Annotated in this window: 14 protein-coding genes; 7 read left to right on the forward strand and 7 right to left on the reverse strand. The window is 62.8% G+C overall.

The window, feature by feature from the left end; all coding sequences use genetic code 11:
* Nucleotides 1-195 precede the first annotated feature (195 nt).
* The 7 genes from fabD (at nucleotide 196) to gmk (ending at nucleotide 6,765) form a co-directional block, all read left to right on the forward strand.
* A complete protein-coding gene (fabD, locus tag ACLGL5_RS19270; RefSeq protein ID WP_064984968.1) occupies nucleotides 196-1,143 on the forward strand; it encodes an ACP S-malonyltransferase in 948 nt (315 codons plus the stop codon).
* A gap of 59 nt (nucleotides 1,144-1,202) precedes the next feature.
* Nucleotides 1,203-1,940, forward strand: coding sequence for a 3-oxoacyl-[acyl-carrier-protein] reductase (fabG, locus tag ACLGL5_RS19275; protein ID WP_019857268.1), 738 nt, complete (start codon nucleotides 1,203-1,205; stop codon nucleotides 1,938-1,940).
* A gap of 199 nt (nucleotides 1,941-2,139) precedes the next feature.
* Nucleotides 2,140-2,376 (forward strand): acyl carrier protein, encoded by a 237-nt coding sequence (locus ACLGL5_RS19280; RefSeq protein ID WP_006203723.1) that lies wholly within the window; start codon nucleotides 2,140-2,142, stop codon nucleotides 2,374-2,376.
* Nucleotides 2,377-2,410: 34 nt separating this feature from the next.
* Nucleotides 2,411-3,673, forward strand: a complete 1,263-nt coding sequence (fabF, locus tag ACLGL5_RS19285; RefSeq protein WP_019857269.1) for a beta-ketoacyl-ACP synthase II — start codon at nucleotides 2,411-2,413, stop codon at nucleotides 3,671-3,673.
* A 102-nt stretch (nucleotides 3,674-3,775) separates the two neighbouring features.
* On the forward strand, nucleotides 3,776-5,041 hold the full coding sequence (gene mltG / locus ACLGL5_RS19290) for an endolytic transglycosylase MltG (protein WP_019857270.1): 1,266 nt from the start codon (nucleotides 3,776-3,778) through the stop codon (nucleotides 5,039-5,041).
* Nucleotides 5,042-5,196: 155 nt separating this feature from the next.
* Complete coding sequence (locus ACLGL5_RS19295; protein WP_069093372.1) at nucleotides 5,197-6,087, forward strand: YicC/YloC family endoribonuclease; 891 nt, start codon at nucleotides 5,197-5,199, stop codon at nucleotides 6,085-6,087.
* 21 nt (nucleotides 6,088-6,108) lie between these two features.
* Nucleotides 6,109-6,765 carry a guanylate kinase gene (gmk, locus tag ACLGL5_RS19300; protein WP_027053294.1) on the forward strand — a complete coding sequence of 219 codons (657 nt, stop codon included), beginning with the start codon at nucleotides 6,109-6,111 and terminating at the stop codon, nucleotides 6,763-6,765.
* A 6-nt stretch (nucleotides 6,766-6,771) separates the two neighbouring features.
* On the opposite strand, the gene ACLGL5_RS19305 is transcribed toward gmk, so the two are convergent.
* From ACLGL5_RS19305 to lptF, 7 genes are all read right to left on the reverse strand, one after another.
* On the reverse strand, nucleotides 6,772-7,065 hold the full coding sequence (locus ACLGL5_RS19305) for a DUF1330 domain-containing protein (RefSeq protein ID WP_069091805.1): 294 nt from the start codon (nucleotides 7,063-7,065) through the stop codon (nucleotides 6,772-6,774).
* Between the two features lie 64 nt (nucleotides 7,066-7,129).
* Complete coding sequence (gene rsmA / locus ACLGL5_RS19310) at nucleotides 7,130-7,969, reverse strand: 16S rRNA (adenine(1518)-N(6)/adenine(1519)-N(6))-dimethyltransferase RsmA (protein WP_069091806.1); 840 nt, start codon at nucleotides 7,967-7,969, stop codon at nucleotides 7,130-7,132.
* 25 nt (nucleotides 7,970-7,994) lie between these two features.
* Nucleotides 7,995-9,011, reverse strand: a complete 1,017-nt coding sequence (gene pdxA / locus ACLGL5_RS19315) for a 4-hydroxythreonine-4-phosphate dehydrogenase PdxA (RefSeq protein ID WP_171903276.1) — start codon at nucleotides 9,009-9,011, stop codon at nucleotides 7,995-7,997.
* Nucleotides 9,012-9,024: 13 nt separating this feature from the next.
* Nucleotides 9,025-9,957, reverse strand: a complete 933-nt coding sequence (locus ACLGL5_RS19320) for a peptidylprolyl isomerase (protein ID WP_069091808.1) — start codon at nucleotides 9,955-9,957, stop codon at nucleotides 9,025-9,027.
* A 90-nt stretch (nucleotides 9,958-10,047) separates the two neighbouring features.
* Nucleotides 10,048-12,474 carry an LPS-assembly protein LptD gene (locus ACLGL5_RS19325; protein ID WP_494372744.1) on the reverse strand — a complete coding sequence of 809 codons (2,427 nt, stop codon included), beginning with the start codon at nucleotides 12,472-12,474 and terminating at the stop codon, nucleotides 10,048-10,050.
* Complete coding sequence (gene lptG, locus ACLGL5_RS19330; protein WP_027046677.1) at nucleotides 12,474-13,559, reverse strand: LPS export ABC transporter permease LptG; 1,086 nt, start codon at nucleotides 13,557-13,559, stop codon at nucleotides 12,474-12,476. The genes ACLGL5_RS19325 and lptG overlap by 1 nt, the downstream gene beginning before the upstream one ends.
* Nucleotides 13,556-14,758, reverse strand: a complete 1,203-nt coding sequence (gene lptF, locus ACLGL5_RS19335; protein WP_019857280.1) for an LPS export ABC transporter permease LptF — start codon at nucleotides 14,756-14,758, stop codon at nucleotides 13,556-13,558. The genes lptG and lptF overlap by 4 nt, the downstream gene beginning before the upstream one ends.
* Nucleotides 14,759-15,039 lie beyond the last annotated feature (281 nt).

Here is a 15,039-nt window from a genome sequence, read left to right on the forward strand (position 1 = left end):
AAGAGCCAGCGAACGATTCGTGAGCGGTTTTCATCAGGAGTGATCGCCAAAAAGCCCTTTCGGAACAGGCACTCGGCGTACGGTTCGGAACTGGGGCCGGGTTGAACCGGGCTTGACTTGGCGGCCTGCCTTGCGCCACAGGCAGGGAAAATTCGTGTTATCAGGTCAAGTAAAACCAGTCTTCGGGAGCCACGCATGGCCGTCGCATTCACCTTTCCGGGACAAGGCAGCCAGGCTGTCGGCATGGGCAAGGATCTCGCCGACGCCTTTCCCGAGGCGCGCAGGGTCTTCCAGGAAGTCGACGACGCGCTCGGCGAAAACCTGTCGAAGCTGATATGGGAAGGTCCGGAAGAGACCTTGACGCTGACGGCCAACGCGCAGCCGGCGCTGATGGCGGTTTCGCTGGCGGCGATCAGGGCGCTGGAAGCGCGCGGTTTCTCGTTGAAGGACAAGGTCGCCTATGTCGCCGGCCATTCGCTGGGCGAATATTCGGCCCTTGCCGCCGCCGGTTTCGTTTCCGTCGCCGATGCGGCTCGGTTGCTGCGCATTCGCGGCAATGCCATGCAGGCGGCTGTGCCGGCCGGCGAAGGCGCCATGGCGGCCATCATCGGACTGGAGCAGGCGGATGTCGAAGCCACTTGCACCGAGGCTGCGCAAGGCTCCGGCAAGGTCTGCCAGATCGCCAACGACAATGGCGGCGGCCAGCTGGTCATTTCCGGCGCCAAGGCCGCAGTCGAACTGGCCGCCAAATTGTGCACCGAAAAGGGCGCCAAGCGGGCGCTGATGCTGCAGGTCTCGGCACCCTTCCATTCGGCGCTGATGGCGCCGGCGGCCAATATCATGCGCGACGCGCTCGCCGGTGTGACGAAGCATGCGCCGGCGGTGCCTGTGCTGTCCAACGTCACGGTGACCCCGACCAGCGATCCCGAAGAGATCGCCCGGCGCCTGGTCGAGCAGATCACCGGCCGCGTGCGCTGGCGCGAAACGGTAGAATGGTTCGGCGCCAACGGCGTCACCACGCTTTACGAGATCGGCGCCGGCAAGGTGCTGTCGGGCCTGGCACGGCGCATCAACCGCGACATCGCGACATCTGCCGTCGGCACGCCGGCCGATGTCGAGGCCGCCCTGGCCACATTCGCATAATCCACTGGCGATTTGACCCCACCCGTGTGAAGGGTGTTTTCTCAGATCAGGAGACGAAAATGTTCGAACTGACCGGCCGCAAGGCGCTCGTCACCGGCGCATCCGGAGGCATCGGTGAGGCGATTGCCCGCGTGCTGCATGCGCAAGGCGCCATTGTCGGCCTGCACGGCACCCGCATCGAGAAACTGGAGGCCTTGGCAGGCGAACTCGGCGACCGGGTCAAGCTGTTTCCGGCCAATCTGTCGAACCGCGACGAAGTCAAGGCGCTCGGCCAGAAGGCGGAGGCCGAACTCGAAGGCGTCGACATACTGGTCAACAATGCCGGCATCACCAAGGACGGCCTGTTCGTGCGCATGTCGGACGCCGATTGGGACTCAGTGCTCGAGGTCAACCTGACTGCCGTTTTCCGGCTGACGCGCGAACTCACCCATCCGATGATGCGCCGCCGCCATGGCCGCATCATCAACATCACCTCCGTGGTCGGCGTGACAGGCAATCCCGGCCAGGCCAACTATTGCGCCTCAAAGGCCGGCATGATCGGCTTCTCCAAATCGCTGGCGCAGGAGATCGCTACCCGTAACATCACCGTCAACTGCGTTGCTCCGGGCTTCATCGAATCGGCCATGACCGACAAGCTCAACGACAAGCAGAAAGAGGCGATCATGGCGGCGATACCGACGCGCCGCATGGGCACGGGTGCTGAAGTGGCGTCCGCCGTCGCCTACCTCGCCTCCAACGAAGCCGCCTACGTCACCGGCCAGACCATCCATGTCAATGGCGGCATGGCCATGATTTGACGGATATGGCGGGCCTGTGAAAAGAGACCATTTCACCTTGGACCTCAGCCATTTTTCGTGTAATGCGGCCCGCAACCCGGCGGTTCGGGCAAAAACCGGTTCGTGGCCGTTGCGTTTCCGGCAGGACCATCTTTCAGCTTGATTAGCGGCATTCTGCCCGCTAACGAAGACAGACAAACAAAAGACGAGGATGCCCCAAATGAGTGACACCGCAGAGCGCGTCAAGAAGATCGTCATCGAGCACCTTGGCGTCGATGCCGACAAAGTGACGGAGCAGGCGAGCTTCATCGATGATCTGGGCGCTGACAGCCTCGACACGGTCGAACTCGTCATGGCGTTCGAAGAAGAGTTCGGCGTGGAAATTCCCGATGACGCAGCCGAGACCATCCTGACCGTCGGCGATGCGGTGAAGTACATCGACAAGGCTTCGGCCTGACGCTTTCCGCAGTCATCACTGGGGAGGACCTGCGATGAGGCGTGTCGTCGTCACGGGCCTTGGGTTGTTGTCGCCATTCGGCATGGGCTTCGAGCACAGCTGGAAGGAACTTCTGACCGGCCGCAGCGCGGCCAAGCGCATCACCGAGTTCGAGGTGGAGGATCTTGCCTGCAAGATCGCCCACGTCATTCCGCGTGGTGACGGCAGCAATGCCACCTTCAATCCCGAGGCCGTGCTCGAGCCGAAGGAATTGCGCAAGATCGGCGACTTCATCCTGTACGGGATTGCGGCCGCCGACGAAGCGCTGAAGGACTCCGGCTGGGAGCCCAAGACCCACGAAGAACAATGCGCCACAGGCGTGCTCATCGGTTCCGGCATCGGCGGCATCGAGGGCATTGCCGAGAACGCGATAATCCTCAAGGAGCGCGGTCCGCGCCGCATCAGCCCCTTCTTCATCCCCGGCCAGATCATCAATCTCGTCTCCGGCCAGGTTTCGATCCGGCACGGGCTGAAAGGCCCGAACCATGCCGTGGTCACGGCCTGCTCGACCGGTGCGCACGCCATTGGCGATGCGGCCCGCCTGATCATGTGGGGCGATGCCGACGTCATGGTCGCCGGCGGTGCCGAGGCGCCGGTGACAAGGCTGTCAATCGCCGGTTTCGCTGCTTGCCGGGCGCTGTCGACCGAGCGAAATGACACGCCGCAAACGGCATCGCGTCCCTATGACCGTGACCGCGACGGCTTCGTCATGGGCGAGGGCGCCGGCGTTGTGGTGCTGGAAGAACTCGAGCATGCCAAGGCGCGTGGCGCCAAGATCTATGCCGAGGTGACCGGCTACGGCCTCACCGGCGATGCCTATCACATCACCGCACCGGCTGAAGACGGCGATGGCGCTTTCCGTTGCATGACCGCGGCGCTGAACCGGGCCAGGCTTGCGCCCGCCGATGTCGACTACATCAACGCGCATGGCACCTCGACCATGGCCGACACGATCGAACTCGGCGCAGTCGAGCGGCTTGTCGGTAATGCCGCGTCGAAGATTTCGATGTCGTCGACCAAGTCGTCGATCGGCCATCTCCTGGGAGCGGCGGGTGCCGCCGAAGCGATCTTTTCGATCCTTGCGATCAGGGACAATGTCGCGCCCGCGACCATCAATCTCGACAACCCGGAGCGCGAAACCGCGATCGACCTGGTGCCGAACAAGCCTCGCTCCCGCCAGATCGACGTGGCGCTCTCCAATTCCTTCGGCTTCGGCGGTACAAACGCTTCGCTTGTGTTCCAGCGCTACAATGGCTGATCGTCCGGCTGCCGGGCGATGCTTCGGCATGTCGTCAATTTTGCCATATTCGCCCCTACTCTGCCGCAGGGGATTCGTTGAGAGATCAAACGGTAGGGCGAGATGACCACAAATCCGGCGGGCAATGGAGAAGTCGGGCAACGGCCGGCGAACAATACCGGACCGATCGTGCCGAAGACAGCCAGCGAGGCCTTGCGGCCGGAAGCCGGAACGCCGCCGCCGAAGCGCTCGCGCGCTTCGCGCAGCCAGGTCGTGGTGTTCATGAACTTCGTCATCTCCCTGGTGATGCTGATGGTTCTGGCCGCGGGCGCGGCACTTTACTTCGGCAAGCAGGAATTCACTGAACCCGGTCCATCGGCCAATGGCGACACCTTCCTGGTCAAGCCGAACACCGGCGTCCAGGACATCGCCGACCAGCTTGAGCGCCGTGGACTGATCAGCGACGCCCGCGTCTTCCGCCTTGGCGTGCGTGCTTTCGGCAACGATTCCGCGCTCAAGGCCGGCGAATACGAAATCAAGCCCCGGGCATCCATGCGCGACATCATGGAGCTTTTGAAAAGCGGCAAGTCGGTGATGTACTCGCTGACCATTCCTGAAGGGCTGACGGTTGAGCAGGCTCTGCAGCGTATCGCCGATGAACCCGCCTTGAGCGGCGACATGCCGGCGACAACGCCTCCCGAGGGCAGCGTTGCCACCGACACGCTGCGCTTCACGCGCGGTGCGACGCGTCAGCAGATGATCGACAAGCTGGTGGCCGACCAGAAGAAACTGGTCGACGAGGTCTGGCAGCGGCGCGCGCCGGACCTGCCCCTGGCCAATATCGAGGACTTCGTCACGCTGGCCTCGATCGTCGAGAAGGAAACCGGTAAGGGTGACGAGCGTTCGCGCGTCGCCGCCGTCTTCCTCAACCGCTTGGCCAAGGGCATGCGCCTGCAATCCGACCCGACCATCATATATGGTCTGTTCGGCGGCAAGGGAAAGCCCGCTGACCGCCCGATCTACCAGTCGGACATCCAGAAGCAGACGCCTTACAATACCTATATGATCAACGGCCTGCCGCCGACGCCCATTGCCAATCCGGGCCGCGCAGCGCTTGAGGCCGTGGCCAATCCATCGAAGACCGACGATCTCTATTTTGTCGCCGACGGCACGGGCGGTCACGTCTTTGCTGCGACGCTCGACGAGCACAATGAGAACGTCGCCCGATATCGTGCGTTGCAGAAGAAGCAGGCCGATGACGCGGCCAAGGCCGCCGCTCCCGCTGGTGCAAACGGCAACGCCGACAAGCCTGCTACCGACAAACCTGCCGACGGCAGCACTGGTGGCGACAATGGCGACGCCGGCGGCGATGCGGGCGATGCCCAATAGGCGAAGAAAGGCATTGCCCGAAAGGCGACAGCCTGACATTTGAAGGAACGCCACGCGTCCGATTTCGACGCACCTACGGCGGGGTTATTTTCAAACAGCACTTGCCCTGTCCGGAAACTGGTTTCGGGGTGATGCGCCAGGGATGTGCAGGCGACATGAATTTACAGAGCATGACCGGATTTGCGCGTGCGGTCGCCGAGCATGACGGGACCTCGATCGCCTGGGAGGTCAAGTCCGTCAACGGCAAGAGCGTCGAGGTGCGGCTGCGGCTGCCGCAAGGTTTCGAGCGGCTGGAACCGGCGGTCAGGCAAACGCTGCAGAAGCGTTTTGCCCGCGGCAATTTCCAGGCGACGCTGACCATTGGCCGCGCCGCCGGCACGCAGGCGCAACCCGTCGTCAACGAGGCGTTCCTGAAGGACCTTGCGGGTCTCGCCAAGCGGCTGCAGGAACAGTTCGGCGTTGCTCCCGCGACGGCAGACGGGTTGCTGTCGCTGCGTGGCGTGCTCGACATTCCCGAAACCGTGGAAACCGAAGAGGCGCGCGCCGCGCTCGACAGCGCCATCATGGCTGCGCTCGACGTCGCGCTGAAAGGACTCGAGCAGGCACGGCAAAGCGAGGGTGCGGCCCTGGCTTTGCTGCTGTCTGGCCACATCGACGCCATCGAGGCACTGACGCTGCGCGCGGAGGCGGATCCGTCCCGCGAGACGGCGGCGATCCGTGAACGCATAGCCGAGCAGGTCAGGCTGCTGATCGACGCGTCCGTCAATCTGGATGCGAGCCGGCTGCACATGGAGGCGGCATTCCTCGCCACCAAGGCTGATATTCGCGAAGAGATCGATCGGCTGAAGACGCATGTCGCATCTGGCCGGGCGCTGCTTGAGGGCGGCGGCGCCGTCGGCCGGAAGCTCGATTTTCTGGCACAGGAATTTAACCGCGAATCGAATACGCTGTGTTCGAAGTCGAACGCCGCAGCCGTCACCGCGATCGGGCTGGAGCTGAAGGCGGTGGTCGACCAGTTTCGTGAACAGGTCCAGAATCTGGAGTAGCCGATGGTCGCCAAGGAACCGATGGTTCCCAGGGATTTGGGATCCCGCATCCGCCGCCGGGGGCTGATGCTCGTCCTGTCGTCGCCATCCGGGGCCGGCAAGTCGACGATCGCGCGCAACCTCCTGGAAAGCGATTCCAGCCTCGAATTGTCGGTCTCGGTCACCACCAGACCGCGCCGCGGCTCAGAGATCGAGGGTGTCCATTATCATTTCCGCACCATGCGCGAGTTCGAACGGTTGCGTGATTCCGATGCGCTGCTCGAGTGGGCGGAGGTGCACGGCAATTGCTATGCGACGCCGCGCGAGCCCGCGGAACTGGCGCTGGCGCAGGGCCGCGATATGCTGTTCGACATCGACTGGCAAGGCGCACAGCAGCTGAAGGAGAAGATGCGCGCCGACATCGTCTCGATCTTCATCCTGCCGCCATCGATGAAGGAATTGAAGGCCCGCCTGAAGCGACGCGCCGAGGACCAGGAAGCGGTGATCGAGACGCGGCTGAAGAATGCCCGCAACGAGATCGAGCACTGGAAGGAATATGATTTCGTCATCGTCAATGACGATCTCGACCGCGCCTTCGCCGAGGTGCGCGGTATTGTTGTCGCCGAACGATTGCGGCGCGACCGTCGGCCAGGTCTCTTCGATTTCGTCTCAGGGCTGCTGGACGAGAAAACCGTCTGATTGGCGTCAGGCCGCCATGCCGTCGACCAGGATCAGATGGCGGCTGAGCGCGGCGTCGCGCACATCCAGCGCTGCAGCATACTCGGCGGATGCGTACCAGCGCCGTGCCTGCTCAATGTCAGGAAATTCGACAACGATCAGCGGTGTGGGATGCCACTCGCCCTCCAGCGTATCCACTTGGCCACCGCGTACGAGATAGCGCCCGCCATAATGGGCAATGGAAGCCGCGGCACGCGAGCGGTATGTCTGGAATGCGTCTTGGTCGCGGATGGTGACATCGGAAATGATATAGGCAGGCATTTAGGTTTCTCCGGCATGCTCGCCGGACTATCTATTCCTGCATCGTCGCAATTCCAGACCGGCGCTAAACAGAATTGGTCAGCCTGACGAATTCCTCGACGCTGAGCGTTTCGGCGCGGCGGGTCGGATCTATGCCCGCACGCTCCAGCAAGGCCTCGCCGCCGAGGCTCTTCACACTCTGCCGCAGCATCTTGCGGCGTTGGCCGAAGGCGGCTTCGGTGACGCGGCCGAGTTTCTTGACGTCAGCGGGCAGGGGCGTCACGCGCGGCTCCAGATGCACCACCGAAGAGGTCACCTTGGGCGGCGGCGTGAAGGCCTGGGGAGGCACGTCGAAGGCGATCCTGGCCTTCGTGCGCCAGCCGGCCAGCACCCCAAGCCTGCCATAGGCGTCGCTGCCCGGCTCGGCGACGATGCGCCGGGCAACCTCACGCTGGAACATCAGCGTCATCGAGGCGTAGAAGGGTGGCCAGTCCACGACCGTCAGCCACCGCACGAGCAATTCAGTGCCGATGTTGTAGGGCAGATTGGCCACGATCCGTACCTGACCGCTGGCTCCGGCGGCCGCGGAGGCGAGGGCGGCGAAGTCGGTTTTCAGCGCATCGCCGGAAACCACCTCCAGCCGGCCGGGATAGTGAGCGGAGACTTCGGCCAATGCCGCCAGGCAGCGCTCGTCGCGCTCGATGGCGACAACCCGGAGGGCGCCGTTGGAAAGCAGCGCTCTTGTCAGGCCGCCGGGGCCAGGACCAACCTCGATCACCGTGGTGTTTGTCAGGTCGCCCGCGCTGCGGGCGATCTTGCCGGTCAAATTGAGGTCGAGCAGGAAGTTCTGGCCGAGCGCCTTTTTCGCCTGCAGCCCATGGCGCTCGATGACATCGCGCAACGGCGGCAGCCCGTCGATGCTCATGCGTTAGGACCCCAAACGGAGGCGCTCATGCGGCCGCGGCCTTTTTGTCGGTGTCGGCGAGCGTTCTGGCGAGCTTCAATGCGGCGATCAGGCTGTCCGGCCGTGCAATGCCCTTGCCGGCGATATCGAAGGCGGTGCCATGGTCTGGCGACGTGCGGATGAAAGGCAGGCCGAGCGTGACGTTGACCGCATCGTCGAAGGCCAGCGTCTTGGCCGGGATCAACGCCTGGTCGTGATACATGCAAAGTGCAGCATCGTAGCCTGCCCGCGCCCGCGCATGGAACAGCGTGTCGGCCGCCAGGGGGCCGAAAGCATCGATGCCCTCGGCGCGCAGGATGTCGACCGCCGGCCGCACGATATGCTCGTCCTCCAAGCCCATCGAACCGCCTTCGCCGGCATGCGGATTGAGGCCGGCAATGGCCAGCCTCGGCCTGGCGATGCCAAAGCGGCCGGCGAGGTCGGCCGCGGTGATGCGCGCTGTCGCGACGATCAGTGCTGTGGTCAGGGCCTTCGGCACCTCGGCCAGGGCGATGTGGATGGTGACGGGAACCGTGCGAAGGTCCGGGCCTGCCAGCATCATGACCGGCATTGCCTGGACACCACTGTGCCGGGCCGCCAGATGCGCCAGATATTCGGTATGGCCGGGAAAGCGGAAACCGGCATCATAGAGCGGCTTCTTGGCGATCGGACAGGTGACCACGGCGGCGGCGTCGCCGGCAAGGCAGGCGGCGACAGCGCGATCGATCGCCTCGATGGTTCCGGCCGCGTTGGCCGGATCCGGCCGGCCGGGTCTGTCGATGAACCGGGCCGCCAGTGGAACGATCGGCAAGGTGCGGGCGAAAGCCTGCGCCGCCTGTGCCGGTGTCGTCTCGACGATCGGCAACGACACGCCCAGCCGGCTTGCCCGTGAGGCGATCAGCGCCGGATCGGCCAAAAGATAAAAGGCGGGCAGGGCGACCGCCTCGCGCGCCAGGAAGGCGGCGATGGCGATTTCGGGGCCGATGCCGGACGGATCGCCGACGCTTAGCGCCAGCGCGGTCATTGCGCTCTTCACGTCAGCGCTTGACGATGCGGGCTTTCGCCTTCAGCTCGTCGACATATTTCTTGCTGAGTTCGTCGGCGGCCTTGTCGCTGGAGCCTTCGCTCTGGAACACCATCTGGGCCGTCTTGTCGTCGGACACTTCGCGCGACGAGCAGATGCCGATGAACTCGACGCCACGCTCGGTCTCGCGCGTGGTGGTCGCGCCACCGACCTTGGTCGCCTTGATCTGCTCGGCCCAGTCCGGCGGCAGTTGCGGCGCCAGCACCCGGCCCAGATCGCGAACGGTGACGTCGAGCAGGCCCTTGGCGAATTCGCGCGTCGTGTTGCAGCCGTTGAAGCGGGCGCGCATGGCATCGGCCTCGCGCTTGCGCTTGGCCAGCGTCGCGCTGCGTTCAGATGCCGGGACGACGAAGATGACCTGCTGCAGCATGTACTCGGTGGCGCTCGGTTTGGCCCCGCCCTTGTCGAGCATGCGCCTGACCGCATCCTGCTCGGTCACGCTGCCGCCTTCACCGGAACGGTAACGCGCGCTCAAAGCCTGGTTCCAGGCCATCTGGGCACGGATGAATTCCTTGAAATGATCCTTGCCGACGCCGGATTTTTCCATCACGCCATCAAGCTGGCTGAGCTGCATCTTGTTGTTGGTGGCAAAGCGCTGGTAGGCCGCCTCGACCTGAGCGTCGCTGATGCGTATGCCAAGTCGCTTGGCTTCGGCAAGGCGCAGCGTCTGGTCGATCATTTCCTGGGCGGCATCGCCCTTCTTGCGCTGCAGCTTCAGGAAGGCGGCGCGATGCGCGATATCGCCCGACGTGATTGGTACGTCGTTGACGACGTATTTGATCGCGCTGGCAAAAGCCGGCGGCGTCATGACCGTCATCGACACGGATGTCGCCGCCACAAGCAGCGCGAACCCTGCTGAAAAGAGGTATTTCCTCATCGTTAGCATCCCAATTCTATCCCGGTTCCGCCCAATTTCGTCCTCTTCCGGGTGCGCGAATCCGTGCCAGCCCTATGCGGCGAAACGATGTCTCGCCGGCTACTGGATGGTGTCGATAGCGCTGGTCGACGAGCCGAAGTCGCCAAGGGTGCGGAACGACAGGTTGAAGCCGATGCTCTGCGTCACTTCCCTGGTGTTCAGGTCGCGCGACTGCGAGTACGTCATCAGATAGGTGAAGCAGGAATCGTTGTAGGCGAAACCGACCCCGTCCTTGACCAGCAGGCTTTGCTGCAGATCATAGGTTCCTGTCCCGAACACGCGCCAGTTTTCGGCAAGATGCGTGGACGCACCGAGTGTCACCTCATGCCTGTCGGTCGTGAAACCGTAAAGCGGCTGGGCCTGGATGAAAGCGTACTTGGCGCTGAGCGACACCGGCAGGCCTGAATAGGCTGCCTTCACCTCGGCGCGGCGAACCTCGAAAGTCTGTTCGTCGAAGCGGCCGCTGACGGAAGCCGCGAACCCGTTCGGGCTGCTGATGCCAAACAGGCCGACATAGTCGGACTTGGTGTCCTGAAGGCCCGAATAGGCGCCGACATTGACCAGATCCGGCGCAGCGAAGGAGTTCTCGCCGCCGATCTGGTAGGATTGGCCGAAAATCGCATTGGTGCCCCAGCCGTTGATATAGGAGCCCGAGTAGCGGAAGCCGACATTGGCGCGCGAGCCGCCTTCGATGCGGTCATAACCGGAGAATTTGTCGCGCTCGAACAGGGTGGTCGCGTCGAACACCATGCTCTGGGCGTCTTCATTCGGAATGGCGAGGCCGCCGACATATTGTTCGTTCGGACGCAGGAACAGCTGCGCCATCGGCTCGACGACGTGGCTGGAGCCGCTGGCCATGGAAAACAGCAGCGGCCAACGCATCTCGAGCCCGGCGGTTGCCATGTAGCGGGCGAACGACGAGCGCATATCGTCGTTGGCATTTATCAGCGGATTGGTCGCCATCTGGTTGACGGCCGCGAGCGAACCCGATGACGCGTTGACGTAGTCGACGTCTCCTTGCAGCGCCAGCAGCGGTGTCAGCACCAGCCCGTCGTCGGTTACGAACGTCCGCTTCCATTCGGCCTCGGTGGTGAGGCGGCCGGATTCGCCTTCGATGCCGCGCACGCGCTGCACGGGCGTGCCGGCATTGTAAGGAACGTTGAAAGTCTGGTCGAGTTCATCGCGGCGGAAGACCCGCGTGTTGACGTTGAGCGACAGCTGGCCGCCGGCCACCGGCGCGTCGGGGATATAGGCGTAGTCAAGCGACGGCAGCACCCAGGGCTGCTGGTTGCTGCGCGCGGCAATATTGCTGTTGAGTGTATTTTCCTGCACATCGAAGTGCATGGCGCGCACATCGAAGTAGTTGCGGCCATTGAGCCCGGTCAGGTAGACCGTCGACTGATGGGTGCTGCCATTGTACTTGTCGATGTTGTAGGTGCTCGAGAAGTTCTTGTCGGTCTGCAGCAGCACATCCCAGCCGAAATTCCAGCGTTCGTTGATAGCGAACTGCCCTTGCGTGCCCATCATGCCGCGGAGTTTGTTGGGATCGCCCGCCGTGCCCGAATTGACGTTGCGCCCGGCGCGGTCGATGAAGGCGTCCGGATCGCGCTGCTGAATTCCGGCGATCTTCAAACTGTATTCGCCATTGTTGAAGCGCTGGCGCCACTCGGCCTCACCGAGGAAACCCTGTTTGGTATAGCCGCTTCCCGACACCGTCAGGTCATATGTCGGCGAAAGCGCGAAATAGTAGGGAACCTTGACGCTGTATCCCAGATGGCTGTTGTAGCTGATGCCCGGGATCAGGAAGCCGCTCTTGCGCTTCACCGTCGGGTCGGCGATCTCGAAAGCCGGCAGATAGGCGAGCGGAAAGCCGAAGAATTCGAAATTCGCATTCTCGAAGCGAACCGTCTTCTTCTCGCCATTCCAGATGATCTTCCTGGCTTTCACGCGCCAGGTCGGAGCCTTGTCTGGCTTGTCTTCGCACGGCTCGCAGGCGGTGTAGACGCCATTGTGGAAGGTGGTCAGCACGCCGCCCATGCGCTCGGCGCTCTCAGCGGCGAAATAGGCCTTGTCGATGGTTTCGACGCGCAGCGCATTGACGAAACCGTCGGCGAAATCGTCGGTGATATCGATATGCTGCGAATTGATCTTGGTGCCGTCGCTGTTGACGATTTCAACATTGCCGGTGGCAACCATCCGCTTGGTGTTGCGGTCGTATATGACCTTCTGGGCGACGAGGCGGTTGCCGCCATAGTCGATCTGCACACCACCGACGGCGGTCACCGTCTGGTTGTCGTTGTTGTAGACCAGCGTGTCGGCCGCCAGCAGCATCTGCGAGCCGGACGGAACGTTGGTCGCCATCTTGCCGACTTCCTGCGCCAACGCAGGCAACGGCACGGCGCAGGCAAGCAGGCACGCCAAGGCGCTCGCCGCATAAAGGCGCGCCAAATGGGCCTGCCTGCTGCTGGGCAAAAACGCCTCCCTCACTAGCCGTCTTCCTTGTATAGCAGGAAAGTCACCCCGAAGAACATAGCTACCACGACTGGCACCGAGGCGGCTATGGCAGTCGGCACGAACCCCGCCACGCCGAATGCCTTCACCAGCACCGAAACGACATAAAGCAGAAACCCGGCAACGACGCCACCCAGAATCATCGTTGCCGATTGTCCCATCCTCGCAAATCGCATTGAAACTGTTGCCGCAATCAGCGTCATGGCGACGAGGAGGAACGGCAACGCCACCAGCGAATCAAACTGCATGGCAAACGCATTTGCCTTGAGGCCGAAGGAACGGGCAACCTCGATTTTTCCGGGCAGGTCGTAGAACGGGATGGTCTCCGGGCGCGCCAGCCGCTCCTGCACGAATTCAGGCTTCAGATTGGTCGGCACACGATCGCTTGCCGCGGGCTGGATGGTGCCGTTCCTGAAGGTCTTCACATCCTGCAATTCCCAATAGCCGTCCCGCAGGTAAGCGCGCGCGGCGTCCTTGCGCTCGACGATGTTGCCTTGCTGGTCGAGGACGAAAAAGACTGCGTCGGCCATCTCCAGGCCCTGGTCGAGGATGGCCCGCGCGCCGATGATGGTGTCGCCGGTGCTGGTTTTCTGACGAATCCAGGGGGCGGCGTCGGCCGAAACCGTATTTGATTTGCCGGAGCGCAACTGGGTTTCGATCTGTTCGGACAAGGAGAAAGCATGCGCGGCCAGCGGGTTGATGAGCCCGACCGACACAAAGCCGAACAGCAACGCGCCGATGCAGCATGGCAAAAGGAATTGCCAGGCGGAAACGCCGGCGGACCGCGCGATGACCAGTTCGTAGCGGCGGTTGAGCGAAACCAGAGTTGCCATCGCCGAGAACAGGCCGACAAACGGCACGGTCTGCAGCATGATCATCGGCATGCGAAGGCCTGAAATGGCCACCGCCGTTCCGTAGGTGAAGCCGGGCAGACCGGTGGTGCGGCCGGACAGCTCGGTGAAATCGATCAGGAACACCAGCGCCAGCAGGCCAAGGAAGAACCAGATCGTGATCGTCACGTAACGGAAAAAGAAATAACGACCCAGCGTCCAGCCCATCAGCCGATCCCCTGACCTGAGGTGCCGCGCCTGGACCAGCGCAGTTTGAGGGCGTTCCAGCTGTCGCCGACTCGGCTGGCCAGATTTGTCATCCAGTCCGCCCAGGCCACCGGCAGTTCCATGGTCCGGTTGGAGACGATGAACCAGATCGCCACCGCGGAGGCCACTATGGGCACGCCATAGACCATGTAGGCATATTGCGGCACTTCATCGGCCTTGCTTGCGGCAAAGAAACCCAGCCAGCGCACGAAGAGGGATATGGTGATGGCCGTGATTAAAGGATTGACGCGAGCCTCGCGATGCGAGCGCGCGTCCCCTGCGACCGCCAGAGCGATCAGCGCGAACACCATGGAATACAGCCATTCCGAAAATCGTTGGTCGATCTCGGCCCGGTATTGCTGAGGGGCCTGCTGATAAAGCTTGTCGTTGACGTTGGGATTGAGCAGGTACTGGGTGGTCTGGTCCTTCGGCAGCAGCGTCACCTCGGAGGCCGCCGCCATGAAGGCCGACATGTCGAAAGCATAGGAGGTGAACCGGATGACGCTGAGGTCGCCGGTCAGCGTTTTGCGGTGGATGACGCCGTCATTCATCATCAGCACCTTTTCGCCGCCGCGTTCGACGACGCTGCCGGTCTTGGCATAGTAGACGAGATTGACGCCTTCCTCGCGCGAATCGGCGACGAAGATGCCGCCCAGCCGATTGTCCGGAAGCCGCTCGCCAATCTGCAGGAACAGCCCATCCTCAATCTTGCGGAATGTGCCCTCCTGGATGATCAGCGACAACAGATCGGCGCGCGATTGCGCCACCAAAGCGCGGTTCTTCTGCCGCGCATAGGGGTCGATGCCGTTGTCGACCGCAAAGGAAAATACGCTCGCCGCAAGGGCCAGAAGCATGATTGGCCGCACGATCGTCCAGCGCGATGCGCCGGCGGCGTTGACGACGGCAAGTTCGGAATCCGAATTCATGACACTGAGTGTCTGTGCGACCGCCACCACCAGCGCGAAAGGCACGACGATCGGAATGATCGAGGGAAGAATAAGCGCGGCGACCTCGAAGAAGGTCAGCGACGACTGGCCGCTGTCGGTAACCAGGTCGATCTTGGCCAGCACCTGCGTGGTCCACACGATGGCCAGCGTCCAGACCAGCGCTGCCAGAAAGACCACGAAAGCGCGGCGCATGATGTAGCGTTCAACGACCTTCATGAAGGCTTTACTCGATTTTCTCGAACGGCATCATGCCACCACGCTAAGGGTAGCTGCCCGGCGACGCCCGCACAACTGGCTCCGATAGGCTCGATCAGGCAGGCGATCCGGTTCCCGTCCCACGTCGCGCGCCGCAATGGATCGGAGTGTCGGAGGGAATGGATAAGAAAGGACGAACATCGATGGTTAACAACAGGTTGCGGCATGAAGCGGGGCCGTGCCGCGACGAATCGCCATCGATTCCAACTGTCATATGGGTAGCCATTTTGGCAAAGTCTTGC

The sequence above is a fragment of the Mesorhizobium sp. U510 genome (assembly GCF_059180695.1).